Annotated in this window: 21 protein-coding genes, 6 tRNA genes and 1 riboswitch; of the genes, 12 read left to right on the top strand and 15 right to left on the bottom strand. The window is 70.3% G+C overall.

What is annotated here, in order from left to right; genetic code table 11:
* Positions 1 to 22 precede the first annotated feature (22 nt).
* The 4 genes from OG852_RS25320 to OG852_RS25305 all read right to left on the bottom strand — a co-directional run bounded on the left by OG852_RS25320 (position 23) and on the right by OG852_RS25305 (position 3,766).
* The gene (locus tag OG852_RS25320) at positions 23 to 967 is read right to left on the bottom strand and encodes an aldo/keto reductase (protein WP_330349026.1); all 945 of its coding nucleotides are present in this window, start codon (positions 965 to 967) and stop codon (positions 23 to 25) included.
* A 115-nt stretch (positions 968 to 1,082) separates the two neighbouring features.
* Entirely contained in the window at positions 1,083 to 2,126 is a 1,044-nt protein-coding gene (locus OG852_RS25315; protein WP_330349025.1) for a M23 family metallopeptidase, read from the bottom strand.
* Between the two features lie 9 nt (positions 2,127 to 2,135).
* A riboswitch (cyclic di-AMP (ydaO/yuaA leader) is annotated at positions 2,136 to 2,301 on the bottom strand.
* Between the two features lie 243 nt (positions 2,302 to 2,544).
* Positions 2,545 to 2,618: transfer RNA gene (locus tag OG852_RS25310), tRNA-Met, on the bottom strand.
* A 17-nt stretch (positions 2,619 to 2,635) separates the two neighbouring features.
* Complete coding sequence (locus OG852_RS25305) at positions 2,636 to 3,766, bottom strand: dihydrofolate reductase family protein (protein ID WP_133916836.1); 1,131 nt, start codon at positions 3,764 to 3,766, stop codon at positions 2,636 to 2,638.
* 67 nt (positions 3,767 to 3,833) lie between these two features.
* On the opposite strand from OG852_RS25305, the gene OG852_RS25300 reads away from it, so the two are divergent.
* Positions 3,834 to 4,352 (top strand): MarR family winged helix-turn-helix transcriptional regulator, encoded by a 519-nt coding sequence (locus OG852_RS25300; RefSeq protein ID WP_133916837.1) that lies wholly within the window; start codon positions 3,834 to 3,836, stop codon positions 4,350 to 4,352.
* Between the two features lie 117 nt (positions 4,353 to 4,469).
* Entirely contained in the window at positions 4,470 to 5,102 is a 633-nt protein-coding gene (locus OG852_RS25295; RefSeq protein WP_133916838.1) for a GTP cyclohydrolase II, read from the top strand.
* A 246-nt stretch (positions 5,103 to 5,348) separates the two neighbouring features.
* Here OG852_RS25295 and OG852_RS25290 read toward each other — a convergent pair.
* The 6 genes from OG852_RS25290 to OG852_RS25265 all read right to left on the bottom strand — a co-directional run bounded on the left by OG852_RS25290 (position 5,349) and on the right by OG852_RS25265 (position 10,984).
* Positions 5,349 to 5,421, bottom strand: a tRNA-Lys gene (locus OG852_RS25290).
* A gap of 103 nt (positions 5,422 to 5,524) precedes the next feature.
* On the bottom strand, positions 5,525 to 7,048 hold the full coding sequence (locus tag OG852_RS25285) for an amino acid permease (protein ID WP_330349024.1): 1,524 nt from the start codon (positions 7,046 to 7,048) through the stop codon (positions 5,525 to 5,527).
* Between the two features lie 48 nt (positions 7,049 to 7,096).
* Positions 7,097 to 7,378 (bottom strand): FG-GAP repeat domain-containing protein, encoded by a 282-nt coding sequence (locus OG852_RS25280; RefSeq protein WP_133916840.1) that lies wholly within the window; start codon positions 7,376 to 7,378, stop codon positions 7,097 to 7,099.
* A 59-nt stretch (positions 7,379 to 7,437) separates the two neighbouring features.
* Positions 7,438 to 9,753 (bottom strand): DEAD/DEAH box helicase, encoded by a 2,316-nt coding sequence (locus OG852_RS25275; RefSeq protein ID WP_330349023.1) that lies wholly within the window; start codon positions 9,751 to 9,753, stop codon positions 7,438 to 7,440.
* Between the two features lie 253 nt (positions 9,754 to 10,006).
* Complete coding sequence (locus tag OG852_RS25270; protein ID WP_330349022.1) at positions 10,007 to 10,546, bottom strand: hypothetical protein; 540 nt, start codon at positions 10,544 to 10,546, stop codon at positions 10,007 to 10,009.
* Between the two features lie 87 nt (positions 10,547 to 10,633).
* A complete protein-coding gene (locus OG852_RS25265) occupies positions 10,634 to 10,984 on the bottom strand; it encodes a metallopeptidase family protein (protein WP_208117354.1) in 351 nt (116 codons plus the stop codon).
* Between the two features lie 130 nt (positions 10,985 to 11,114).
* Between OG852_RS25265 and OG852_RS25260 the strand changes: the two genes are divergently transcribed.
* The 8 genes from OG852_RS25260 to OG852_RS25225 all read left to right on the top strand — a co-directional run bounded on the left by OG852_RS25260 (position 11,115) and on the right by OG852_RS25225 (position 18,034).
* On the top strand, positions 11,115 to 12,659 hold the full coding sequence (locus OG852_RS25260; protein ID WP_133916843.1) for a metallophosphoesterase family protein: 1,545 nt from the start codon (positions 11,115 to 11,117) through the stop codon (positions 12,657 to 12,659).
* Positions 12,660 to 12,739: 80 nt separating this feature from the next.
* Positions 12,740 to 12,812, top strand: a tRNA-Glu gene (locus tag OG852_RS25255).
* 38 nt (positions 12,813 to 12,850) lie between these two features.
* Positions 12,851 to 12,925: transfer RNA gene (locus tag OG852_RS25250), tRNA-Asp, on the top strand.
* 24 nt (positions 12,926 to 12,949) lie between these two features.
* A tRNA-Phe gene (locus OG852_RS25245) sits at positions 12,950 to 13,023 on the top strand.
* 94 nt (positions 13,024 to 13,117) lie between these two features.
* Positions 13,118 to 13,510 (top strand): hypothetical protein, encoded by a 393-nt coding sequence (locus tag OG852_RS25240; protein WP_443064560.1) that lies wholly within the window; start codon positions 13,118 to 13,120, stop codon positions 13,508 to 13,510.
* Between the two features lie 87 nt (positions 13,511 to 13,597).
* Complete coding sequence (hrpA, locus tag OG852_RS25235) at positions 13,598 to 17,542, top strand: ATP-dependent RNA helicase HrpA (RefSeq protein WP_330349021.1); 3,945 nt, start codon at positions 13,598 to 13,600, stop codon at positions 17,540 to 17,542.
* 94 nt (positions 17,543 to 17,636) lie between these two features.
* A tRNA-Asp gene (locus OG852_RS25230) sits at positions 17,637 to 17,711 on the top strand.
* 131 nt (positions 17,712 to 17,842) lie between these two features.
* Complete coding sequence (locus tag OG852_RS25225) at positions 17,843 to 18,034, top strand: DUF6274 family protein (protein ID WP_330349020.1); 192 nt, start codon at positions 17,843 to 17,845, stop codon at positions 18,032 to 18,034.
* A 471-nt stretch (positions 18,035 to 18,505) separates the two neighbouring features.
* On the opposite strand, the gene bldC is transcribed toward OG852_RS25225, so the two are convergent.
* Together bldC and OG852_RS25215 are read right to left on the bottom strand one after the other, a co-directional pair.
* Positions 18,506 to 18,712 carry a developmental transcriptional regulator BldC gene (bldC, locus tag OG852_RS25220; RefSeq protein ID WP_003949541.1) on the bottom strand — a complete coding sequence of 69 codons (207 nt, stop codon included), beginning with the start codon at positions 18,710 to 18,712 and terminating at the stop codon, positions 18,506 to 18,508.
* 594 nt (positions 18,713 to 19,306) lie between these two features.
* Positions 19,307 to 20,149 (bottom strand): hypothetical protein, encoded by an 843-nt coding sequence (locus tag OG852_RS25215; RefSeq protein WP_133916846.1) that lies wholly within the window; start codon positions 20,147 to 20,149, stop codon positions 19,307 to 19,309.
* 243 nt (positions 20,150 to 20,392) lie between these two features.
* On the opposite strand from OG852_RS25215, the gene OG852_RS25210 reads away from it, so the two are divergent.
* Both OG852_RS25210 and OG852_RS25205 read left to right on the top strand, forming a co-directional pair.
* On the top strand, positions 20,393 to 21,487 hold the full coding sequence (locus tag OG852_RS25210; RefSeq protein WP_330349019.1) for a Leu/Phe/Val dehydrogenase: 1,095 nt from the start codon (positions 20,393 to 20,395) through the stop codon (positions 21,485 to 21,487).
* Positions 21,488 to 21,798: 311 nt separating this feature from the next.
* Positions 21,799 to 22,056 carry a DUF3073 domain-containing protein gene (locus OG852_RS25205; protein ID WP_133916848.1) on the top strand — a complete coding sequence of 86 codons (258 nt, stop codon included), beginning with the start codon at positions 21,799 to 21,801 and terminating at the stop codon, positions 22,054 to 22,056.
* 69 nt (positions 22,057 to 22,125) lie between these two features.
* Here the strand turns inward: OG852_RS25205 and purM are convergent, their stop codons facing one another.
* The 3 genes from purM to OG852_RS25190 all read right to left on the bottom strand — a co-directional run bounded on the left by purM (position 22,126) and on the right by OG852_RS25190 (position 25,796).
* The gene (gene purM, locus OG852_RS25200) at positions 22,126 to 23,205 is read right to left on the bottom strand and encodes a phosphoribosylformylglycinamidine cyclo-ligase (RefSeq protein ID WP_133916849.1); all 1,080 of its coding nucleotides are present in this window, start codon (positions 23,203 to 23,205) and stop codon (positions 22,126 to 22,128) included.
* 45 nt (positions 23,206 to 23,250) lie between these two features.
* Positions 23,251 to 24,777, bottom strand: a complete 1,527-nt coding sequence (purF, locus tag OG852_RS25195) for an amidophosphoribosyltransferase (protein ID WP_133916850.1) — start codon at positions 24,775 to 24,777, stop codon at positions 23,251 to 23,253.
* 221 nt (positions 24,778 to 24,998) lie between these two features.
* Positions 24,999 to 25,796 carry a maleylpyruvate isomerase family mycothiol-dependent enzyme gene (locus tag OG852_RS25190; protein ID WP_133916851.1) on the bottom strand — a complete coding sequence of 266 codons (798 nt, stop codon included), beginning with the start codon at positions 25,794 to 25,796 and terminating at the stop codon, positions 24,999 to 25,001.
* Positions 25,797 to 25,826: the final 30 nt, after the last annotated feature.

Here is a 25,826-nt window from a genome sequence, read left to right as displayed (position 1 = left end):
CGCCGGAACGAGGGGTGGGTGCCTACGCCGAGGCCGTCGTCAGCCTCGTGAGGTCCTCGTCCGTCAGCTCCAGGTCCGCCACCGCCAGCAGGGCCGGAAGCTGCTCCGGGGTCCGGGCCGAGGCGATGGGGGCGACGACCGTCGGCCGGGCGGCGAGCCAGGCCAGGGCGACCGTGGCGACCTCGGTGTCATGGGCCCGGGCGATCTCGTCGAGGGCGGTGAGGACCTTCTGGCCCCGCTCGGACGCGAGGTGCTGGGCGGCGCCCTCGGCGCGCGGGCTCTCCACCGTCGTACCGGCGCGGTACTTGCCGGTGAGGAAGCCGGAGGCCAGGGCGAAGTAGGGGACGGCGGCGAGGCCGGAGCGGGCCGCGAGGTCCTGCAGGCCGCCCTCGTAGGTGTCGCGGGAGACCAGGTTGTAGTGCGGCTGGAGGGCGACGTACCGGGCGAGGCCCTCGCGGTCGGAGAACTCCAGGGACTCCCGGAGGCGTTCGGCGGAGATGTTGGAGGCGGCGATGTGCCGCACCTTGCCCGCCTTCACCAGTTCGTCGAGCGCGCCGATGATCTCCTCGACCGGCACCTCGGGCTTGTCGAAGTGGGTGTAGTAGAGGTCGATGTGGTCGGTGCCGAGGCGGGTGAGGGAGGCGTCGGCGGCGGCCTTGATGTTGGCGGCGGTCAGGCCCGGGAAGTCGGGGTGCTGGCTGACCTTGGTGGCGATGACGACGTCGTCGCGGTTGCCGCGCTCGGCCACCCACCTGCCGATGAGGGTCTCGGACTCGCCGCCGCTGTTGCCGTCGACCCAGGCGGAGTAGGAGTCGGCGGTGTCGACGAAGTTGCCGCCGGCGGCGGTGTAGGCGTCCAGGACGGCGAAGGAGGCCGCCTCGTCGGCGGTCCAGCCGAAGACGTTGCCGCCGAGGGTGAGGGGGAAGACCTCGAGGTCCGAGGAGCCGAGCTTGCGCAGAGAAGTCATGTCCTACGTCAACAACGGTGTCGGAGCGGCCCATTCCGTCCGCCGCGCCGAAGCGTACGAAGAACATGTGAACAGGACCGCTCCGAGGAGGACGACTCCGGTGAGGACGGCACCCTTACGGGTTGAGGCCCTTGCTGTGCAGCCAGGCCATCGGGTCGATGCCGTTGGCGGCGCCGTCCGGGTGGACCTCCAGGTGGAGGTGGGCGCCGGTGACGTTGCCGGTGGCGCCGACGCGCCCGATGACATCGCCGGTGGAGACCTTCTGGCCGGCGCTGACGCTGATCGAGGACTGGTGGCAGAACCACAGCTCGGTGCCGTCGTCGAGGGTGAGGATGGTGCGGTAGCCGTAGGAGCCCGCCCAGCCGGCCTCGGTGATGGTGCCGCTGTGGACGGCCTTGATGAGGGTGCCGGTGGGGGCGGCGAAGTCCAGGCCGGTGTGGTAGCCGGAGGACCAGTAGGCGCCGGCCTGACCGAAGGTCGCGGTGAGCGTGTACGAGGAGGTCGGCAGCGTGTACTGCTTGGCGAGCTCGGCCAGGCGGGCGGCCTCGGCCTTCTCCTTGGCGGCCTGCTCGGCCTTCTCCTTCGCGGCGGCGGCCTCGGCCTTGGCCTGCTTCTCGGCCTTGGCGACGGCGGCCGCCTCCGCCTTGGCCGCGGCGGCCTCGGCTGCGGCCTGGGCGCGGTCGGCGACCTGGGTCTGCTGCGACTCGGCCTGCGCCATGATCCGGTTGCGCAGCGCCTCTCCGGCGTCGGCGGCACCGCCGGGGTCGGTCGCGTCGGGGGCCTCGGAGCCGAAGCCGGCGAGGGCGGGCCCGGCGTCCTGGCCGGAGTCCTCGTCGGAGATCAGGGAGCCCACGGAGGGCAGATCCGGCATGGAGATGGAGACCGGGGGCTTGCCGGTGTTGGCGCTGGCCATGCCGCCGGCGCTGAACGCGGCGATGACGCCGACGCCGAGGACGGTGGAGCTGCGGGCGAACCCGCCGCCGCCGCGCTGCTTGGCGACCCGGTGCTTGCCCCGGACCGGGGCGATGGACTCCGCGGTGGGATTCCACTCCTCCCAGGGGCCCTCGTCGCTGGGGTGTCCGCCGTAGCCGAAGGTGTCGGAAGAGGAACGCTGGCTCGGCACGAAGGGGGCTTCGGGAGCAGGCCGATTGGACGCCACGCGGGCGCACTCCTTTCCTTCCGTCGCCTACCGGGTTAGCTGACGGGTTCGGAGCGGGAAGGTCTCCTACGCGCGTAAACCGTTCGTGACTCTGCGAGTTCACGGCGGCTTCCGCGTGATTCACCCCAGGGTGGTGGTTCCCCGGTTCCCTTACGGGATTCGGCGCGTGCGCACGGAGCCGACTCTTGTGACGGCTGGGACGACCGCGCTGCGTTATCGAACGTTAATAGACCCGGACGTAGCTTTCCAAGCTCTTCGGCTTGATCAACAACCTTTTTTGGCCTGGACTTTCGGGCCATGCCCGGTGAAAAACGGGCGAGTTGCCGGAATTCACAGGTCGGACACAGCCATCGCCCGACAGCACCGGGAAACACACCGAGGGCCGGAACCCTTTCGGATTCCGGCCCTCGGCCTTCAGTAGCGGGGACAGGATTTGAACCTGCGACCTCTGGGTTATGAGCCCAGCGAGCTACCGAGCTGCTCCACCCCGCGTCGGTGACACCACTGTATCACCCGGTCAGGTGCAGGTTCGGCGCCTGGGCCCGCTCGGCGTACTCCGGGAGGACGACGACGTCGACGCCCTCGGCCGCGAGCAGGCCGTTTCCGTCGGCCGCCGTCACGAAGGTGTCGGGCTCCCGCCAGGCGGTGACCACCCGTCGTACCCCCGCGTCGAGGATGAGACGGGCGCAGGGCTTGGGGCGGGAGGCGCGGCGGGCGCAGGGTTCGAGGCTGCTGTAGACGGTGGCGGTGGCCAGACGCGGATCGGCGGGGTCGAGTTTCGCGAGGGCGGCCTCCTCGGCGTGCACGACCGGGTCGCCGGCCTCGCGGGAGTGGCCGCGGGCCAGTTCCGTGCCGTCGGCGGCCACGATCACCGCGCCGACGCTGAAGGCGGTCTCGGAGGGCGGGCACTGCGCGGCGAGTTCGCAGGCCAGGGCCAGCCAGCGGCGGTCGGCGGCGGAGGGGAGCGGGCCGGTGCCGGGGGCGGTGGGCTCGTAGCGCATGAGGACGACGTCCTCGATCCGCCGGGTTTCGGTCAGTCTGAGGCGTCCGCCCTGGTAGGCGCCGGGGCCGAAGAGGCGGGGCGCGTCCGGGTCGCCGACGAGGAGGGGGGCGAGGACGAGCTGGAGTTCGTCGGCGAGGCCCTGCTGGAGGAGCTGGGTGTGGATCGTGCCGCCGCCCTCGACCATGAGCCGCCGTACCCCGCGCTCGTCGTGGAGATGCGTCAGGAGCCGGCGCCAGTCCAGGTCGGGGCCGAGCGGGACGACGTCCGCCGCGATGCCGAGCGCCTGGGTCCGCCGGGCGCCCTTGTCCGTCGTATAGACGACCTTCTCGCCGCCGGTGTGCCAGAAGTTCGCGGCCGGGTCGAGGTCTCCGGAGCCGCTGACGGTGACCTTGAGGGGGTATTCCGGCTGTCCGGCGGCCACGCGCGCGTGGCGGCGCTCGGCGGAGTACACCAGCAGGCGCGGGTTGTCCGCGCGGATGGTGCCGGCGCCGATGAGGATCGCGTCGACCGAGGCCCGTACCTCGTCGACTCGGTCGAAGTCGGCGGGGCTGGAGAGCAGCAGGCGCTCGGGGCTGGTGTCGTCCAGGTAGCCGTCGAGGGAGACGGCGGCGGACAGCAGGACGTACGGGTACGGCATCGGCGCGGCTCCCCTTGGATGCAAGGCGGGTCTTGGTTCAAGTTTGAAACAAAACTACACTGGACGCATGACGACCCGCTGGCTCACCCCCGAGGAGCAGCGCGCCTGGCGCGCGTACGTCGCCGGCTACCTCCTTCTGGAGGACGCCATCGACCGGCAGCTCCAGCAGGAGGCCGGCATGCCCCATCTGTACTACTCCATCCTCGCGAACCTCTCCGAGACGCCGGAGCGGCGGCTGCGGATGACCGATCTCGCGGAGTCGCTGAAGATCACGCGCAGTCGGCTGACGTACGCGGTGACCCGGCTGGAGAAGGACGGGCTGTTGCGGCGCGAGAACTGCCGCTGGGACAAGCGCGGCAGTGTCGCGGTGCTGACGGACGAGGGCATGGCGGTCCTGGAACGACTGGCCCCCGGTCATGTGGAGACGGTCCGCACCGGCCTGTTCGACCGGCTCACCCCCGAGCAGGTGCGCCAACTGGAGGACATCTTCACGCAGGTGGTGGGCGGCTTCCAGGACGACGGCGAGGCGGCGCCGGAAGAACTGCCGTGGCGGCGGCGTTCATCCGGGTGTTCCGGAGGTTCGTGAGTCCGGCCACAATCCCGTTGCTTCAAATTTCAAGCATGGGGTAGGGTCTCACCCGGCACACTGCTTCAAATCTGAAGCAGATGTCCGTACCGACCGCACTCGCCCCGGGAGACCCGCATGCCCGACACCCCCGCCGCCACCCAGCGCGCCCGCGTCCGGGTTCCGCTGCGCTTCCACGACGGCTACTCCGTCGACGCCGAGCTGGTCACCTTCCACGGTCTGGCCGACGGGCAGGAGCACGTCGCCGTCGTCCTCGGCGAGCCCGCGACCGGCACCGTCCCGCTGGTGCGGCTGCACTCCGAGTGCCTCACCGGGGATGTCTTCGGCTCCGCCCGCTGCGACTGCGGCCCGCAGCTCCGCGAGGCCGTCGAGCGGATAGCCGAGACCGGCGGCATCCTGCTCTACCTGCGCCAGGAAGGCCGCGGCATCGGCCTCTACAACAAGCTCGACGCGTACGCCCTCCAGGACCAGGGCCTGGACACCTACGAGGCGAACGCCGCCCTCGGACTGCCCGAGGACGGCCGCGACTACACCGCCGCCGCCCAGATGCTGAGCGCCCTCGGCGTCACCAGCCTGGACCTGCTCTCCAACAACCCCGACAAGGCCGACCAGCTCCGGGCGCTCGGCATCGACGTCCACGACCGGGTCCCCACGGGTGTGTTCACCACCCCGCACAACGTCCGCTACCTGCGCGCGAAGGTCCTGCAGACCCAGCACACCCTGCCGCTGGCCCAGCTCAGCGCCGTCTGAACGGCAGCCCCACGACGATGATGTCCCGGCCCCCGGCCGCCGCACCCCCGGTGTCGGCGCCGGGGGCCGGGCAACTGACGGATCGGCAGGACAGCCCCCGGGGGAAACGCCGGACCATGGTCGAGGACGGCATCGCCCTGCCGGCCGCCCGCCGACGGGCGTGAAACACAGCGGCGCCCGCACCGGCCGAAGCCGATCCGGGCGCCGCACAGCAGGTCGGAGGCCATATCCCCCGACCACCGTCCGTAGGCCCTGTGGGACTCGAACCCACAACCAATGGATTAAAAGTCCACTGCTCTGCCAATTGAGCTAAGGGCCCAGGCGATGTTGCCTCCACGAGCATAGCCGGACCCGGCCGCGTCTCCGATCGGGTATTGGCGACGCGGCCGCGTCGCGGGGTGCGAAGCGGTGAAGATCGGCCGTTACGGGGTTTTCGCCGCCCGGGCCGCCTCACGGGCGACGGTCCGTTCATGGTCGGGGTTGAGGAACCACTTCCGGGCCGAGGCCAGCCACCACGCGCCCGCGAAGCCGAGGACGACCAGGACGGCGACCGGGGCGTAGTTGAAGGTCTCCCAGGTGACCGGGGCGACCTGCGGCAGCATGAACAGCACCGTGATCACCACGACCCACGCCACCGACACCACGCCGATCACCTGCGACCAGCGGCCCAGGTGCCGGGGGCCCCGCTCGAACGCCTCGCCCCTGCGGACCCGCAGGAGCGTCGGGATGACGTAGGCGATGTAGAGGCCGATCACGGCGATGGAGGTCACCGCCGCGTAGGCCGTGAGGTTGATCAGATACGGCAGGCCGAGGAGCAGGGCGGCGCCCGCCGCCAGCCAGACCGCGGCCACCGGGGTCCGGGTGCGGGGGCTGACCGTGTGCCAGACGTGCGACCAGGGCAGTGCGCCGTCCCGGGAAAAGGCGTAGATCATACGGCTGTTGGCGGTCACGGAGGCCATCCCGCAGAAGAGCTGGGCGCCGATCACCACCAGGAGCAGCAGCTTGCCCGCCGTGGCGCCGAGGGCGTCGAGGAGGATCTGGGCGGGCGGTGCGCCGGTCGCGGACGTGCGGGCGCCGTCGTAGGACTGGATGGCGAAGGTGAAGCCGAGCAGCAGGACGAAGCCGGCGATCCAGGAGGTCCAGATGGACTGGACGATGCCCTTGGGTCCGGCCGTGGAGGCGTCGTGCGTCTCCTCGGTCATATGGGCGGAGGCGTCGTAGCCGGTGAAGGTGTACTGCGCCATCAGGAGGCCCAGCAGCACCACGTAGAAGCCGCTTCCCCAGCCCGTGTGGTTGACGAACTCGCCGAACACGAAGGACGCGGACTGGTGGTGGTCCGGTACGAAGGCCAGCGCGCCGACGATCACCGCGACGCCGAGCACGTGCCACCACACGCTCACGCTGTTCAGCAGCGCCACGATCCGCACGCCGAAGGTGTTCAGCAGACCGTGCAGGAGAAGGATCGCGGCGAAGAGGAGGACCGTCCGGCCAGGGGTGACCTCGAAGTCGAACTGGAGGTTGAGGTACGCCCCGAGGAACGAGGCCGCGCCGAAGTCGATGCCCGCGGTGACGGCGACCTGGCCGAGCACGTTGAACCAGCCCGTGAACCACGCCCACGCGGCGGCCGTACGGGGCGGGGCGAGGCGGTGGGCCCAGAAGTACAGGCCCGCGGACGTCGGGTAGGCCGAACAGATCTCGGCCATCGACAGACCCACGAAGAGGGTCATGAGGCCCACGGCCACCCAGCCCCAGGTGATCACCGCGGGGCCGCCGGTGTTCATCCCGAAGAGGTAGAGGGTGAGACAGCCGGAGAGGACCGAGATGATCGTGAAGGAGACCGCGTAGTTGGAGAACGCCGACATGCGGCGGGCGAGAACCTGCGTGTAACCGAGCTGGGCCAGCCGCTCTTCGTCCGACAGCCCACTCCCTATGGCGTCATCTGTCATGCCCCCAGCAATGCCCGCACCGAGGGCGTGACACACGTCACAACTTGGCTAGAAAATGCCCTTGTGGCCCTTCCAGCCGCTGCTGATCTTCACCCGGGCGCCGAAGGCCCCCGCGCCGTTCCCCGGCAGCCGGTACAGCACGCCCGCGGTGTCCCGCGCCACGAGGTCCGCCTTCCCGTCCCCGGTGATGTCCCCGGCACCCACGACGACGTCGTACGACGCCCCCCAGCCGGTCGCGATCCGCGCCCGCGCGGAGAAGGTGCCGTCGCCCCTGCCGTAGTACCGGTACAGGTGGTTCGCCCGGTCCTGGGCGATCAGGTCGGCGCACAAAAAAAGGGCCCGTACGACGGGAGTCGTACGGGCCCTTCACTCAGGGGGACTTGGCCGGGTCAGCCGTTGCGCTTCCAGCGCGGCTTGTCGTCGCGGCGGCCGAAGGAACCGCTGCCCCGGTGGTCACCGCGGTGGTCGTCGCGGCGGCCGAACGGGCGGTCGTGACCGGCGGAGCGGAAGCCCGGGCGGTCGTCGCGGCGGTCACGGTTGAACGGGCGGTCGCTGCCCCGGTGACCGGCGCGGTCGTCACGGCGGAAGCCACCGCGGTCGTCACGGCGCTCGAACGAACGGCCACCGCGGTCGTCGCGGTCGCGGTTGTCGCGGTTGAACCCGCGGTTGTCGCGGTCGCCCCGGTCGTCACGGCGGAAGCCGCCCCGGTCGTCACGACGCTCGAACGAACGGCCACCACGGTCGTCGCGGTCGCGGTTGTCGCGGTTGTCGCGGTTGAACCCACGGTTGTCGCGGTCGCCCCGGTCGTCACGGCGGAAGCCACCGCGGTCGTCACGACGCTCGAACGAACGGCCACCGCGGTCGTCGCGGTCGCGGTTGTCGCGGTTGAAACCGCGGTTGTCGCGGTCGCCCCGGTTGAACCCACGGTTGTCGCGGTCGCCCCGGTCGTCACGGCGGAAGCCGCCCCGGTCGTCACGACGCTCGAACGAACGGCCGCCACGGTCGTCGCGGCGCTCGAAGGAGCGGCCACCACGGTCGTCACGGCGCTCACGGCGCTCGTACGACGACGCGGACGGCGTGCGCTCCTCGCGCGCGCCCCGCTCGGCGATCCGGTCGACGTCCCGCGCGGCCGGCTGCTCGGGGACGGAGGCGGCCGCCTCGACCGCCGCCTGCACCTCGGCCTCGGCCTGCTCCTGCGCCTCGGCCACCGCCGCCTCGGGGTCCTCGCCGCGCTCACGGGCGACCCGGGCGACCAGCCGGTCGGCCTCCTCGCGCAGCTCGCTCGCGCGGCGCTGCGCCCGCTCGAGCTGCTTGGTGAGGTGGGCGACCTCGCGCTCGGCCTGCTGGGCCGCGTTGCCCGCGGACTCCGCCTGGACCTCGGTCATCGAGCGGGCGCCGGTGATCTCGGCGACCTCCGGGTCGAAGGCGGCACCGCCCTGGATGATGTGGCGCGCGGCGTCGACGCCGGCGTCCTCCATCAGCCGGAAGATCTGACGGCGCTGGTGCGGCAGGGACAGGGACACGACCGTGCCTGTGCGGCCCGCGCGCGCCGTGCGGCCGGCCCGGTGCAGGTAGTCCTTGTGGTCGCCGGCCGGGTCCACGTTGAGGACCAGGTCGATGCCGTCGACGTGGATGCCTCGGGCGGCGACGTCGGTCGCGACCAGGACGTTGACGTACCCGTCCTTGAAGTCGGCCAGCGTGCGGGTCCGGGCGCCCTGGGTCATGCCGCCGTGCAGCGCGTCCGCCTTCACGCCCGCCTCGCGGAGCTGCTCGGCGACACGGTCGGCGCCCAGCTGGGTGCGGACGAAGATGATGGTGCGGCCCTTGCGGGAGGCGATCGCGGCGGTGACCGGCGCCTTGTCCTTGGGCTTCACGATCAGGATGTGGTGGGACATGGTCGTGACGGCGCCCTGCGCGGCGTCGACCTCGTGCGAGACCGGCTTGTTCAGGTAGCGGTCGACGAGGGTCTTGATCTCGTTCTCCATGGTCGCGGAGAAGAGCATGCGCTGGCCGCCGGCCGGCACCTGGTCGAGCAGCTCGGTGACCTCGGGCAGGAAGCCCAGGTCGGACATCTGGTCGGCTTCGTCCAGGACGGCGATCTGCACGTCCTCCAGCGAGCAGGCGCCGCGGTTGATGATGTCGCGCAGCCGGCCCGGGGTGGCGACGAGGATGTCGACGCCGCGCTCCAGGGCGTAGATCTGGTTGCCCATCGACGTACCGCCGCAGACGACCTTCATCTTCAGGCCGAGGACGTCGCCGTACGGCTGGAGGGCGTCCGCGACCTGCATCGCGAGCTCACGGGTCGGGGTGAGGATGACGGCGCGCGGCTTGTGCTTCGCGGTGTGCCCGCCGGCCAGGGTGGTCAGGGTCGGCAGACCGAAGGAGAGGGTCTTGCCGGAGCCGGTGCGGCCACGGCCGAGGATGTCCTTGCCGGCCAGGGCGTCCGGGATGGTCGCGGCCTGGATCGGGAAGGGGACCGTCACACCGTTCTGCGCGAGCTTGCGCACGACGCCCTCGGGCAGGCCCAGGTCGGCGAAGGTGATCTCGGGGGTCTCGTCGGAGACCTCGACGACGTCGTCGACCTCGACGGTCTCGACGATCTCGTCGTCAAGCTCGACGTCAAGCTCGACGTCGACGATGCTCTCGTTCTCGACGGCCTGGGTGTCCTCGGGCAGGACGGCGTGATCGGCACTGAAAATGGACATGCGTAAGCGAAACCTTCCGGAGTCTCGTCGGCACGCGCCCGTCAACTCCGTGTTCGCATTACGACCGCCTCAATGCGGTCCGCCACGGCAAGGGAGAGTACGCGCCACACGGCGCGCTCTGCGGTGGCGCCGGGCAAATGGGATCAAACGATCTACCACCATACGCACCCTGCCCCACCGAAGGCAAATCAAGTCCCGGTGAGAGGGACGAGACCCTCGTCACGTACCCCGCGCGCCACAGCCTCCGCCGGAACTACACCGGCGCCCCCGCCTCCGGTGCCGGCTCCCGCAGGGTGAGCTGGGCGCCCGTCCCGCCGCCGGTCTCCTCGTGCGCGGAGGACGACGGCTCCGCGACCGTCGGGTCCGGCACGGGCGACGGCGGCTCGGGGGACGGCGCCGGAGGCTCGGGGACGGCCGGACCGGGCGACGTCGGCTGCGCCTTCGTCGGCGTCGGCTCCCCCGGCTTCACGGTCCGCCCCGGCTGGGCGGGCCCGGCCGACGCCGACGCGCTGCCGCCCTCGGACGGCGAGGCGGAGCCGGACGCCGAGGCACTCGCCCCGTGCCTGCCGCGGCCCTTCCCGTGCCCGTGCTTGCCGTCCCCGCCCCCGGCGCCCAGGTAGCCGCCGCCCACACCCGCCGGCCCCCCGTCGGGTTCGACACCGCCGGGCCGCCCCGCCGAGTGCGACGGCCTGGCCGGCCCGCCCGCGTCGTCCCCGACGCTCATACAGCCCGAGACGGCGGCGACGGCCAGGACGGTGGCGGCCAGGCGAACGGGGACACGAATGGGGCGCACGGGGCCACCTCCGGTGCAGGCGCAAGTGAGTCAACCTCACCAACTCCCACCGCCCACAAGAGGACACGCGCCCCCTTCACGGGCCCGTCAGCCGTAGCCGAGGGCGTGCAGCCGGGCGTCGTCGATGCCGAAGTGGTGGGCGATCTCGTGCACCACCGTCACCTCGGTCTCCTCGACGACCTCCTCCCGCGTCGCGCACATCCGCAGCGTCGGCCCCCGGTAGATCGTGATCCGGTCCGGCAGGACCCCCGCGTACCACTCCCCGCGGTCCGTGAGCGGAGTCCCCTCGTACAGCCCGAGCAGCTCGGGATCCTCCGCCGGCGGCTCGTCCTCGACGAACACGGCGACGTTGTCCATCAGCCGCGTCAACTCCGGCGGAATCCGGTCCAGCGCCTCGGCGACCAGTTCCTCGAACTCCTCGCGCGTCATCTCCAGCACAGACCCATTGTCGGGTACACCACCGTCCTCGGAGGAGAACCGGTCGGCGCGGGCCGCCGACCGGGAGGGGCACCACGCCACCGCGCAAACCGGCCGCATACCGGGACGCACACCCGGGCATACGGCACCAATGGCTCGCGTCCGTGTCCGTGTCCCCCGCACGCCCTCCGCCACCGCCCCCACCCTCGAACTCGCCCACCGCCCCCACCCCTGGTCCCGCGCCGCCGGCCTCGTCGCGGTCGTGCTGCTGGGCGCCTGGCTGGGCCTGCTGGTCGTCGGGAACGTACGCGTACCGGTCGGCCCCATGAACACGACGATGACCCTGCGCCCCTCCCTCACCGGTGGCACGAAGATCAACGTCTCCCCGCTCGGCGCGCTCTCCCTCGACAGCCACACCGCCCCGGTCCGCCTCGACGTCAACGTCGACCAGCTCGACCCGGCCCGCTCCCAGGCCCTGGTCGACCACCCCGAGCGCCTGTCCGGCCTTCAGGACGAGGTCGCCCACGACGTCGAACACGGCACCCTCGACCTCGCCGTACGCTCCTGCGTCGCCGTCGTCTCCGGCGCCACCGCCCTCGGCCTCGCCGTCTACCGCCGCCCGCGCCGCGCCCTCGCCGCCGGCGGCCTCGCCCTGACCCTGCTCGCGGCCTGCGGCGCCACCGCGTACGCCACCTGGAACCCCAAATCGGTCCTCGAACCCCGCTTCTCCGGCCTGCTCTCCTCCGCGCCCTCCCTCGTCGGCAACGCCCGCAGCATCGTCACCGAGTTCGACGTCTACCAGCAGGAACTGGCCCGGCTGGTGACGAACGTGACCAAGCTCTACGACGTCACCTCGACGCTCCCGGCCTACCAGCCCGACCCCACCACGGTCCGCGTCCTGCACGTCTCCGACATCCATCTCAACCCCGCGAGCTGGAAGATCATCGCCTCGCTGGTGGACCAGTACAAGGTGAACGTGATCGTCGACTCCGGGGACACCATGGACCACGGCACATCCGCCGAGAACGGCTTCCTCGACCCCGTCGCCGACCTGGGCGCGCCGTACGTCTGGGTCCGCGGCAACCACGACTCCCGCGTCACCCAGAGCTACCTGGAACGCATCAGGAACGTGCACGTCCTCGACGACGGCCGGGCCGAGACCATCGCCGGGCTGCGTTTCGCTGGCATGGGCGATCCCCAGTTCACCCCCGACCGCTCCACGGTGCCGGGCGCCGGGGCGTCCCAGGAGGCGGCGGGCGACCGCCTGGCGCAGGCGCTGCGCACCGAGACGGCCGACGGCACCCCGGTCGACGTGGCCGTGGTCCACGAACCGTCCGCGGCCCGCCGTACGGACGGCACGGTCCCCCTGGTCCTCTCCGGCCATCTCCACCACGAGCAGACGGAGATCTTGAAGAACGGCACCCGTCTGCGCGTGGAGGGCTCCACGGGCGGCAGCGGCCTGAGGGCCGTCGAGGGCGAGTACCCCGACCCCATCGAGGCGTCGATCCTCTACTTCGACCGCGGCACCAAGCGCCTCCAGGCGTGGGACGAGATCAAACTGGGCGGCCTGGGCCTGACCACGGCCGAGGTCAGCCGCCACCTCCCGAAGGAGAACCAGCCCGGGGCCTCCCCGAGCCCGCCCTCCTCCCCGCCTCCCGCCGGCTCCTCCCCGCCCCCTTCCAGCCCCTCCCCGTAAACCGTTTTGGCGATCCCTCCCGCCATCCCATATGCTTCTCACGTCCCCGACGCGCTGAGAAGCGCGCAGGCGGGCCGATAGCCCTCATCGTCTAGCGGCCTAGGACGCCGCCCTTTCAAGGCGGTAGCACGGGTTCGAATCCCGTTGGGGGCACGCAACACCGTGTGCGACACTGTCGTACACAACAGCTTGGTCCTGTGGAGCAGTTTGGAGTGCTCGCCACCCTGTCAAGGTGGAGGCCGCGGGTTCAAATCCCGTCAGGACCGCTGAGGTTTCACGTGAAACCTCGTGGCTGGGTAGCTCAGTTGGTACGAGCGTCCGCCTGAAAAGCGGAAGGTCGCCGGTTCGACCCCGGCCCCAGCCACCGTAGAAAGACCCCCGTCGGGATACCCCGGCGGGGGTCTTTCCCATCCGGTACGTTCGTGCCCGTCGGCGTGTTGTGGAGGGGCGGGGAGCGCGTGAGCGGGAGCGTCGCACTGGAGAAGGACCGGGCGCGGTACGGGCTGATGGCGGTGATCGTCAGCAATCTCGCGGTCGCCGGGATCGCCGCCTTCGGTGTCTGGCAGCTGGACGGGGACCGGTCGGTGATCGTCGGGGTGCTGACCGCCGCCTTCACGGCCGTGAGCAGCACGACCACCGCGTATCTGGGCATCAAGGCCGTCTCCAACACGGCGAAGTCCATCGCCCTCGCGGAGCCCCAGCGCCGCGCCGAGGCCGCCGCCCTCGCAGCAGCGGCAGCCACGGCGACCTCGACACCGGCACCGGCACCGGCGGCCCCGGCGGCTGCGACGCCGACCGTCTCGTCCGCGGACACCTCACCGCCCTCGCCCCCGGCCCAGCGCGGCTCCTGAGCCGCCTGAGCGGCCCGGCGCGGCCTCGTGCGCGCCGAGCAAAAGGGTTCGCCACGAATTTGGCCGGGATGAGATCCTGGATCGCGTATGTCTACGCACCCTGCCCCCGCCCTCGGCGCCCTCGCCCCCCGCCTGGCCGAGCTGTCCCTGCGCGACGCGCACCGGCTCGGGCGCAGGCTCGAAGGCGCGCGCAAGATCCGCAAGCCGGAGGCCCGTGCCGCCGTCCTCGCCGAGATCGAGGCGGACGTCGCACAGGTCGAGGAACGGATGGTCCTGCGGCGCGGCCGCGTCCCGGCCGTCACGTACCCCGAGCAGCTCCCGGTCAGCCAGAAGAAGGACGAGATCGCGGCCGCCATCCGTGATCACCAGGTCGTCATCGTCGCCGGTGAGACCGGCTCCGGGAAGACCACCCAGATCCCGAAGATCTGCCTGGAGCTCGGGCGGGGGGTGCGCGGGATGATCGGGCACACCCAGCCCCGCCGGATCGCCGCCCGCACCGTCGCCGAGCGCGTCGCCGAGGAGCTGCGGACCCCGCTCGGTGAGGCCGTCGGCTGGAAGGTCCGCTTCACCGACCAGGTGAACCCGGACGCCACGTTCGTGAAGCTGATGACGGACGGCATCCTTCTCGCCGAGATCCAGACGGACCGCGAGCTGCGCGCCTACGACACGATCATCATCGACGAGGCCCACGAGCGGTCCCTGAACATCGACTTCCTGCTGGGGTATCTGGCGCAACTGCTGCCCAGGCGGCCCGATCTGAAGGTCGTCATCACCTCGGCGACCATCGATCCCGAGCGCTTCTCCCGGCACTTCGGCGACGCCCCGATCATCGAGGTCAGCGGACGGACGTACCCGGTCGAGGTGCGCTACCGGCCCCTCCTGGAGGAGGACTCCGAGGACGCCGACCGGGACCAGATCACCGCCATCTGCGACGCCGTCGAGGAGCTCCAGGCCGAGGGCGGGGGCGACATCCTCGTCTTCCTGTCCGGTGAGCGGGAGATCCGGGACACCGCGGACGCGCTGGAGAAGAAGCAGTACCGGTTCACGGAAGTGCTGCCGCTGTACGCACGGCTGTCGCACGCCGAGCAGCACCGTGTCTTCCAGCCGCACACCGGCCGCAGGATCGTTCTGGCGACCAACGTCGCCGAGACCTCGCTGACCGTCCCCGGCATCAAGTACGTCATCGACCCCGGCTTCGCCCGCATCTCCCGCTACAGCCACCGCACCAAGGTGCAGCGCCTGCCGATCGAGCCGATCAGCCAGGCCAGCGCCAACCAGCGCAAGGGCCGCTGCGGACGCACCAGCGACGGTGTCTGCATCCGGCTGTACTCGGAGGAGGACTTCCTCACCCGGCCGGAGTTCACGGACGCCGAGATCCTCCGTACGAACCTCGCCTCCGTCATCCTGCAGATGACCGCGGCCGGCCTCGGCGACATCGAGAAGTTCCCCTTCATCGACCCGCCGGACCACCGCAACATCCGCGACGGCGTCCAACTGCTGCAGGAGCTGGGCGCCCTCGACCCGGCCGAGAAGGACCTGCGCAAGCGGCTGACGCAGACCGGACGCAAGCTGGCCCAGCTCCCCGTCGACCCGCGTCTGGCCCGGATGGTCCTGGAGGCCGACAAGAACGGCTGCGTCCGTGAGGTCATGGTCATAGCCGCCGCGCTGTCCATCCAGGACCCGCGCGAGCGCCCGGCCGACAAACAGACCCAGGCCGACCAGCAGCACGCCCGCTTCAAGGACGAGACCAGCGATTTCCTGGCGTACCTCAATCTGTGGCGGTACGTCCGTGAGCAGCAGCGCGAGCGCGGCTCGTCGTCCTTCCGCCGGATGTGCAAGCAGGAGTACCTGAACTTCCTGCGCATCCGTGAGTGGCAGGACATCTATACGCAGCTGCGAACGGTCGCCAAGCAGATGGGCATCCATCTCAACGAGCAGGACGCCTCGGGCGACGGCATCCATGTCTCCCTCCTCGCCGGCCTTCTGTCGCACATCGGCATGAAGGACGTGAAGGACGGCGCGAAGAACGAGTACCTGGGCGCGCGCAGCGCCAAGTTCGCGATCTTCCCCGGTTCGGCGCTCTTCAAGAAGACGCCCCGTTTCGTCATGTCGGCCGAGCTGGTCGAGACCTCCCGGCTCTGGGCGCGCGTCAACGCGAAGATCGAGCCGGAGTGGGTCGAGCCGCTCGCCGAGCACCTCCTGAAGCGGACGTACAGCGAGCCGCACTGGGAGAAGGACATGGCGGCCGTGATGGCGTTCGAGAAGGTCACGCTGTACGGCGTACCGATCATCGCCCAACGGAAGGTCAACTACGGCCGGATCGACCCCGAGACGAGCCGTGAGCTTTTCATCCGCAACGCGCTCGTCGAGGGCGACTGGCGCACGCACCACAAGTTCTACGCCGACAACCGCAAGCTCCTCAGCGAGGTCGAGGAGCTGGAGAACCGGGCCCGGCGCCGGGACATCGTCGTCGACGACGAGACGCTGTTCGACTTCTACGACCAGCGGGTGCCCGAGCACGTCGTCTCCGGGGCCCACTTCGACTCCTGGTGGAAGCGCAAGCGGCAGGAGCAGCCCGACTTCCTGGACTTCGAGCGGGAGATGCTCATCCGGGAGTCGGCGGAGGCCGTCACCAAGGCCGACTATCCCGACTCCTGGCACCAGGGCCGGCTGAAGTTCCGGGTGACGTACCAGTTCGAGCCGGGTGCGGACGCGGACGGTGTGACGGTCCACATCCCGCTGCAGGTCCTCAACCAGGTCACGGACGACGGCTTCGAGTGGCAGATCCCGGGCCTGCGGGAAGAGGTCGTCACGGAGTTGATCCGCTCCCTGCCGAAGCCGATCCGCCGCAACTACGTGCCGGCGCCGAACTTCGCGAAGCGCTTCCTGGACCAGGTGGTCCCCCTCCAGGACCCGCTGGCCACGGCGATGGCCCGCGATCTCAAGCGCATGGTCGGGGTCCCCTTCGAGGCCGAGGACTTCGACTGGTCGAAGGTCCCCGACCATCTGAAGATCACCTTCCGGATCGTCGACGAGCGGCGCCGCAAGCTGGCCGAGGACAAGGACCTGCAGACGCTGAAGCTGCGGCTGAAGCCGAAGGCGCGCCAGGCCATCTCGCAGGCGGCCGCCGCCACCGCCGTACGGCAGGGCGGCGAGTCCCTGGAGCGCAAGGGGCTGACGGACTGGTCGATCGGCTCCCTCACACGTGTGTTCGAGACGCGGCGCGCGGGGCAGCCGGTGAAGGCGTACCCGGCCCTGGTCGACGACGGCGACACCGTCTCCGTACGGCTCTTCGACACGGAGGAGGAGCAGGCGGAGGCGATGTGGAAGGGCACCCGGCGGCTCATCCTGCGCAACATCCCGGTCAATCCGGCGAAGTTCGCGTCCGAAAAGCTCACCAACGCTCAGAAGCTCGCTCTGTCGGCCAATCCGCACGGTTCGATCCAGGCCCTGTTCGACGACTGCGCGATGGCGGCGGCGGACAAGCTGATCGCCGACTTCGGCGGACCGGTGTGGGACGAGGAGTCGTACCGGAAGCTGTACGACAAGGTGCGCGCGGAGATCGTCTACACGACCGTGCGGACCGTCGGGCAGGTGCAGCAGGTGCTGGCCGCCTGGCAGGCCTGTGAGCGCCGTCTGAAGGGCGTACGCAGCCCCGCGCTGCTCGCGAACCTGACGGACGTGCGCAAGCAGCTCGACGCCCTGGTGAAGCCGGGCTTCGTGACATGGGCGGGCCTGCGCCGGCTGCCGGACCTCATGCGCTACCTGGTGGCCGCCGACCGGCGTCTGCAGCAGATGCCCACGGGCGTCCAGCGGGACACCACGCGCATGGAGAAGGTGCACGAGATGCAGGACGAGTACGCCTGGCTGCTGGAGCAGCTCCCGCCGGGCCGGCCCGTCCCCTCCTCCGTGCTGGACATCCGCTGGATGATCGAGGAGCTCCGGGTCAGCTATTTCGCCCACGCGCTGGGCACGGCCTACCCGGTCTCGGACAAGCGGATCGTGAAGGCGATCGACGCGGCCGCTCCGTGACGGGAGACGCACGGAGGGTGAGTTCGACCAAGGGGCTCACCCTCCTGTACAGTCCTTCTCGCAGCACAGCGCAAGACAAAGTGCCGCGAAACCTGGTCCTGTGGAGCAGTTTGGAGTGCTCGCCACCCTGTCAAGGTGGAGGCCGCGGGTTCAAATCCCGTCAGGACCGCAGTGCGAGAAGCCCGGATCTTCGGATCCGGGCTTCTTCGCGTGCGTCCGGGCGCCCTTGACGGCGTCACATTCGCTCGGTACCCCAGAACTCAGGGCACGTTCCCCGTGTGGCCCTCCTGGAGGTGGCGTATGGCGGCATCGGCTAGGCACGAGACGCGGGCCTTACTCCGCGCGCATCTGTCGGCCGCGTCGTCGTATCGGCATCTGACCCGCCACTGTCCGATCTGCCACCGCCTGCTGCGGCTGGCCATGGACGGCGCTCCACGGGGCGTACAGACCCCCGCGGAGACCCCGGGGGACGGCGGCTCCCCGGCCGCGTGACCAACGGCGGCGTCGACAGGGGTAGTTGGCCACCGCCTCCTCTAGCGCAGGGAAGCGCGCACCAACAAGGCCAGTGGCATGTGACAGGTGTCACGGAATAAGTTTTGGAACCGGGCGTTCTTACCCGTCTCCTACAACTGGTCAATTTAATATGTGCAATTGCACCACTGCGGAGGAAGTCCCCGGGATGCCCGGAGGGATGCCCCGCAGGTGCTTCGAGGAACCCCCGCAGACCCTCCCCAGAGTCCGACAGTGTCGATCACAGACCGACCCGATACGGCCCCACGGCCACCCGCGAGCGCCCTCAAGCGCACAAAAAAGATCGCGCTGGACCCGGCGGAGTCCAGCGCGATCGACGACGTTCCCGATGGGCGAGGGGCCTGTTGGGGCAGGACCCACGTCGCTTGGAGCTAGGTTTCGGGCGTCCGCACAGGTTGGGGGACCTGACGTATTGCCCGGTTATTCAGTTGTTCAGGCCTCGCTGCGCTGCTGCGGAATGCCCGCCAGCAGGGCGCGGACCTCGGCCTCGCGGTAACGGCGGTGTCCGCCGAGCGTACGGATCGACGTGAGCTTGCCGGCTTTCGCCCACCGCGTGACCGTCTTCGGGTCCACGCGGAACATGGTGGCGACCTCAGCCGGGGTCAGCAGCGGCTCAGCATCAGGGGTGCGAGCGGTCATGAGCGGCCTCCTCGGGAGAACCGAACCTTCTCGGTTCTTTCCTCTAAATTCTGCACCTTGACCCGCGTTGCCCGAAATGGCGGACGCGAGTCGAGTCGGTTATAGGACGAACGGCTTGTCCTCGGCACTACAACTACACCATCTGTCCAGCCGCGTCGGCCAAACCGATGGAATTGCCCCCCAGGTGTTCATCGGCGACGGAAGCCGATGGACCATGCCATAGCGGACAGTCACGTCACTGTGACGATCAGTCACAGGGGCGCTCAGGAGTCACCAGACCCCCCAAAGCGTGCAATGCTGAGATTCCCCCCACGATGGAGCATAAGTAGGCGGAGGAGCCCTCCCCGGACTCCTTGTCCTATTTTGGCACGAGGAGGGGCAAGCGGCGCAAGGGCCCTGTACGTGCGGTCCGTCACCCTTGCGACATAAGCCCGGATCGGGGACCTACGTCCCGTCAGTTCCGTGAAGTGCGGTTGACCGTACGCCGTTCGACCCGTTTCGGCCGTGACGCAGATCACTTATGAAAGCGCTGTCGCAACTGTCACATCGTCAGATCACAGCATGCCTGGTCCGACACCTGTGCGACGGGGTCCCCTAATTGGCCGAACGACGGTCCCGGACCGCCCGCCACCGCTCCACGAGCCGCCCGTACGCCTCGCCCGCCGCCGCCCCGTCGCCCACCCGCAGCGCCTCGATGCCCTCGGCGACGTCCGCCGCCGAGTGATCGTCCTCCAGATGCCCGGCCGGCAGGGTGTGCACCAGGCCGCCGTAATCCAGTTCCACCAGCGAACGCGGATGGAACTCCTCGAGCCAGCGCCCCACGTCCAGCAGACCCTCGATGAGCGGTCCCTCGTCCATGGACTCCTTGAGCGTGCGCAGCCCCCGGGCCGTCCGGCGCCGCGCCTGGACCATCGGCGTCCGGTAGCGCAGCACGGGCGCCGACTCGCCGCTCCCCTTGTCGAACACCCGCTCCTCGTCGGAGACCAGCACGAACCAGTTCAGCGGCACCTGCCAGGTCGCCGTGCGGATCCAGGGCCGCGCGTCGGGATTGCGCTCCCGCCAGCGCTCGTAGTCCTTCGCCGCCTGCGCCCGCACGACCTCCGGAAGCACCGCCTCCAGAACCGACCGGGGCAGTTCCTCGCCCAGCTCGGACAGCGCCTGCCAGCCGCGCAGCCGGGTGCGCCACGGACAGATGTGCAGCACCCCGTCCACCTCGGCGACGAACGCCTCGCCGCTCTCGTGCACCGGCACCGCGACCGGCGGGGTGGGCAGCAGGTCGGCCAGCGAGCGGCGCAGCTCGTCCTGGTAGGAGGGGCGGTCGCCGCGACGGGCGTACCGCGCCCAGTGGGTGCGCTCGGGCTCGGGGAAGGCGGCCAGCGGCTCGTACACGCGCAGGTAGGCCGCGTAGGGGACGATCACCGAGGACACCTTGGGCACGCCTGCTCCCTCCCCCGCCACCCGGCCGGGAAACCTGATCGACCCGCGCGCGGGGACACCGGAAAAGCCCGCTGATCGTCGCACGGACGTACTCCGGGCGGAGGTGATCCGGCATCCGGAAGAGGGTGATCCGCACCGGCGCGCGTTCGGCGGGCCGTGCAGGCTCTACGCTCTCCCCACAGGCCCCGCCACCCCTTGGGCGCCTGCGTCCCAACCGCCGCCAGTTACCCAGGAGTCACCACCGTGACCGACGTAGACAACGGCGTCCTGCACACCCTGTTCCACTCGGAGCAGGGGGGTCACGAGCAAGTCGTGCTCTGTCAGGACCGCAAGAGCGGCCTCAAGGCCGTCATCGCCCTCCACTCCACCGCGCTGGGCCCCGCGCTCGGCGGAACCCGGTTCTACCCCTACGCGACCGAGGCGGAGGCCGTCGCCGACGCGCTCAACCTCGCGCGCGGGATGTCGTACAAGAACGCCATGGCCGGTCTGGACCACGGCGGCGGGAAGGCCGTGATCATCGGCAATCCCGACACGATCAAGACCGAACAGCTGCTGCTCGCCTACGGCCGTTTCGTGGCCTCGCTCGGCGGCCGGTACGTGACCGCCTGCGACGTCGGCACGTATGTCGCCGACATGGACGTCGTGGCCCGGGAGTGCCGCTGGACGACCGGGCGCTCGCCGGAGAACGGCGGCGCCGGCGACTCGTCGGTGCTGACCGCCTTCGGCGTCTACCAGGGCATGCGGGCCTCGGCCCAGCACACCTGGGGCGACCCCTCGCTGCGCGGCCGCCGGGTCGGCGTCGCGGGCGTCGGCAAGGTCGGCCACCACCTGGTGGAGCATCTGCGGGCCGAGGGCGCCGAGGTCGTCGTCACGGACGTCCGCGAGGACGCCGTACGCCGCATCCTCGACCGGCACCCGCAGGGCGTGACGGCCGTCGCCGACACCGAGGCCCTGATCAGGACCGAAGGGCTCGACATCTACGCCCCCTGCGCCCTCGGCGGCGCGCTGAACGACGCCTCGGTCCCGGTGCTCACGGCGGGAATCGTCTGCGGCGCGGCCAACAACCAGCTCGCCCACCCGGGCGTCGAGAAGGATCTCGCCGACCGCGGGATCCTCTACGCGCCGGACTACGTGGTGAACGCCGGCGGGGTCATCCAGGTCGCCGACGAGCTCCACGGGTTCGATTTCGACCGGTGCAAGGCCAAGGCGTCGAAGATCTTCGACACCACGCTCGCGATCTTCGCACGTGCGAAGGAGGACGGGATTCCGCCGGCCGCGGCGGCCGACCGGATCGCCGAGCAGCGGATGCACGAGGCGGCCCAGGCGCGCGGATGGTGAGGTTCCGGTAGGGGGTCCGCCCCGGGCGCCCCGAGGGTTTGGTCGGTACCGCCGGGTGGAAAGTTAGAGAGAACTCTCACTCTTCCCGGCGGGTCGGCCGCCAATAAGTGGTTAAAATCGCCACTGACCAGCGAGGACGGGGCGTCTCACAGGTCCTGCGCACACGCGCGTGCTACGGGCGACGTACCGTACGGGCGTGGGCTCAGGTACCGTGGGAGCCCTACGGCGGGCTCTCCGAGGAGAGGCCGTTCTGGATCATGAACGCGTGTCAACCTGGGGCCAGCGAGCCCCGTCGTTGAGGGGGTCGAGCCATGGGGCGCGGCCGGGCCAAGGCCAAGCAAGCGAAGGTCGCCCGCCAGCTGAAGTACAACAGCGGCGGGACGGATCTCTCACGCCTGGCCGAAGAGCTGGGCGCATCGCCATCGAACATGCCGCCGAATAGCGAGCCGTTCGAGGACGATGACGATGAGCAAGACGACGACCCGTACGCACGGTACGCCGATCTGTACGGGGACGACGAGGACGACGAGGACGAGGACTCGTCCCACCAACATCGTCGCGGCGCTTGACCTCGCATTGAGCACTCACCCGGTCGGTGACTTCGGTCACCGACCGGGTCTTGTGCTGCCCCGCGGGGCTCAGCTCGCGTAGTTCCCGACGAGTTCGGCTCCGGTGGTGTGCTCACCGCGTTCGGTGATCTCGCCGGCGACCCATGCCTCGACACCCCGGTCCGCCAGGGTGGCCAGGGCCACGTCCGTCGACTCCTGGGGCACGATCGCCATCATGCCGACGCCCATGTTCAGGGTCTTCTCCAGCTCCAGGCGCTCGACCGAGCCGGTCCTGCCGACGAGGTCGAAGACCGGGGCCGGGGTCCAGGTGGAGCGGTCGACCGTCGCGTGCAGTCCGTCGGGGATGACGCGGGCCAGATTGGCCGCGAGTCCACCGCCGGTGATGTGCGAGAACGCGTGCACATCCGTCGTGCGGGTCAGGGCCAGGCAGTCCAGCGAGTAGATCTTGGTGGGCTCCAGGAGCTCCTCGCCGAGGGTGCGGCCGAGGTCGTCGATCCGCGCGTCGAGGGCGAGACCCGCCTGGTTCAGCAGAACGTGCCGGACCAGCGAGTACCCGTTCGAGTGAAGGCCGGAGGACGCCATGGCGATCACCGTGTCACCCGTGCGGATACGATCCGCGCCGAGCAGCCGGTCGGCCTCCACGACGCCCGTACCGGCGCCGGCGACGTCGAAGTCGTCCTCACCGAGCAGGCCCGGGTGTTCGGCCGTCTCACCACCGACCAGGGCGCAGCCTGCCAGCACACAGCCCTCGGCGATGCCCTTGACGATGGCGGCGACGCGCTCGGGGTGGACCTTGCCGACGCAGATGTAGTCGGTCATGAACAGCGGCTCGGCGCCGCACACCACGATGTCGTCCATGACCATGGCGACCAGGTCGTGGCCGATCGTGTCGTAGACGCCCAGCTGGCGGGCGATGTCGACCTTCGTGCCCACCCCGTCCGTGGCGGAGGCGAGCAGCGGCCGCTCGTAGCGCTTGAGGGCGGAGGCGTCGAAGAGGCCGGCGAAGCCGCCGAGGCCGCCGAGGACCTCGGGGCGCTGCGTCTTCTTCACCCACTCCTTCATCAGCTCGACGGCGCGGTCGCCCGCCTCGATGTCGACGCCCGCGGCTGCGTAGCTGGCGCCGCCCCCGGCAAGAGGTGTCTCAGACATGGCTAGTGAGAACTTTCGTGTCGTACGGCAGGTGTGACGGGCCGTCTACGGGCGGCGGATCGCGTCGGCGGCGGCCGTGGCGGCCGGGCCTGCGGCCAGCTCCGTCTCCAGGAGCTGCTTGCCGAGCAGCTCGGGGTCGGGGAGCTCCATCGGGTACTCGCCGTCGAAGCAGGCACGGCAGAGGTTCGGCTTGGCGATGGTGGTCGCCTCGATCATGCCGTCGATGGAGATGTACGCCAGGGAGTCGGCGCCGAGCGAGGTGCCGATCTCGTCGATGGTCATGCCGTTGGCGATCAGCTCCGCGCGCGTGGCGAAGTCGATGCCGAAGAAGCAGGGCCACTTCACGGGCGGGGAGGAGATCCGGATGTGGACCTCGGCGGCGCCGGCCTCGCGCAGCATCCGCACCAGCGCGCGCTGGGTGTTGCCGCGCACGATCGAGTCGTCGACGACGACCAGGCGCTTGCCCTTGATGACTTCCTTCAGCGGGTTCAGCTTGAGGCGGATACCGAGCTGGCGGATGGTCTGCGAGGGCTGGATGAACGTACGGCCGACGTACGCGTTCTTCACGAGACCCGCGCCGAAGGGGATGCCGGAGGCCTCCGCGTAGCCGATGGCGGCGGGGGTGCCGGACTCCGGGGTCGCTATGACCAGGTCGGCCTCGACGGGGGCTTCCTTGGCGAGCTTGCGGCCCATCTCCACGCGGGAGAGGTACACGTTCCGGCCGGCGATGTCGGTGTCGGGGCGGGCCAGGTACACGTACTCGAAGACACAGCCCTTGGGCTTCGCGTCCGCGAATCGAGAGGTACGGAGGCCGTTCTCGTCGATCGCCACGAACTCGCCCGGCTCGATCTCGCGGACGAAGCTGGCGCCGCAGATGTCGAGGGCGGCGCTCTCGGAGGCGACGACCCAGCCGCGCTCGAGGCGGCCGAGGACCAGCGGACGGATGCCCTGGGGGTCACGGCCGGCGTAGAGGGTGTGCTCGTCCATGAAGACGAGGCTGAAGGCGCCCCGGACCTTCGGGAGGATCGTGTGGGCCGCTTCCTCGATGGTGAGCGGCTTGCCGTCCTCGTCGACCTGGGCCGCGAGCAGCGCGGTCAGCAGGTCGGTGTCGTTGGTCGCCGCGACGCGCGGAGTGCGGCCTTCCTGCTTGGGCAGGTCGGCGACCATCTCGGCGAGCTGGGCGGTGTTGACGAGGTTGCCGTTGTGGCCGAGCGCGATCGAGCCGTGCGCGGTGGCGCGGAACGTCGGCTGGGCGTTCTCCCACACGGAGGCGCCGGTGGTCGAGTAGCGGGCGTGTCCGACCGCGATGTGACCCTGGAGCGAACCGAGCGAGGTCTCGTCGAAGACCTGGGAGACGAGGCCCATGTCCTTGAAGACGAGGATCTGGGAGCCGTTGCTGACCGCGATACCCGCGGATTCCTGGCCCCGATGCTGGAGGGCGTAGAGCCCGAAGTACGTGAGCTTTGCGACCTCTTCGCCCGGAGCCCAGACACCGAAGACGCCACAAGCGTCCTGGGGGCCCTTCTCGCCGGGAAGCAGATCGTGATTGAGTCGACCGTCACCACGTGGCACGCCATCGAGTGTAGGCGAGATCGACCACTGGTCCGAATTGGGGATACCTGCCGGTAACTGGATCTTGATTACTGCGATCGACCCATGATCCACTTGTTTACGCAGGTCAGACCGGCTATACGGCGATACGGCGGCCAACCGGAACGCCACCGGGACGAGCACGGGTGGTCGCGTTCCGTAGACACGAGTGAGGTGTCGCACACCATTCGGCGTGGGCCGGGTCAGGACATCAGGGGCAGGAGCGCTCCCAGGTCCGCCCGCTCGCCGCTCGCACTCACCTTCGCCGCGTCCCTGGCATCGGCCCACGTCAGCCGGCCGGTCGCCAGACGGATCCAGGTCAGCGGATCGGTCTCGACGACGTTGGGCGGGGTGCCACGGGTGTGCCGCGGGCCTTCGACGCACTGCACGACGGCGTACGGCGGGACACGCACCTCCGTCGCGCCACCGGGCGCCTTGGCGGCGAGCGCGTCCGCGAGGAGGCGGGTGGCGGCGGCCAGGGCCTGCCGGTCGAGGGGGACGGCGAGGCCGGGGACGGCGGCGTTGAGGTCGTCGGTGTGGACGACCAGCTCGACGGTCCGGGTGACGAGGTAGTCGGCGAGCGGCAGGGCCCCCGCGTTGGTCTGCAGCAGCCGGGTCCCGGGGTGGGTGTCGAGCTGTGCGACGAGGTCGCGCTCGATGGCGGCCAGGTAGCCGTCGAGATCGGGGTGCTCCTCGGTCAGCCGCCGGGTGAAGTCGTCGATGGCCGAGGAGCTGGCGGAGGTCGCGAACGGCCAGTCGAGCAGCACGGCGTCCTGCTTCGGCGGCTCCGGCAGCGCGAGGGCGCGCTCGATGGCGGTGAGCGCCATCCCGATGTGCGCGACCAGCTCCCGCACACTCCACTCCCCGAGCCGCGTCGGCAACGCGAGCTGTCCCTCCTCCAGCCGGGCGACCGCCTCCCGCACCTCCCGGAACTGAGCGAGAACCGCCGCCCGGGTCCTGGCGGGGTCATAGGTCCGTGCGCGCTTCTTGGCCGGGGGCATGGCGGTGAGCCTAGCGGCCGGTCATGTGCG

The sequence above is a fragment of the Streptomyces sp. NBC_00582 genome, from assembly GCF_036345155.1.
Lineage (GTDB): Bacteria > Actinomycetota > Actinomycetes > Streptomycetales > Streptomycetaceae > Streptomyces.
The sequence above is the reverse complement of the archived record's forward strand: the minus strand, read 5'-3'. Positions and strand labels throughout refer to the sequence as shown.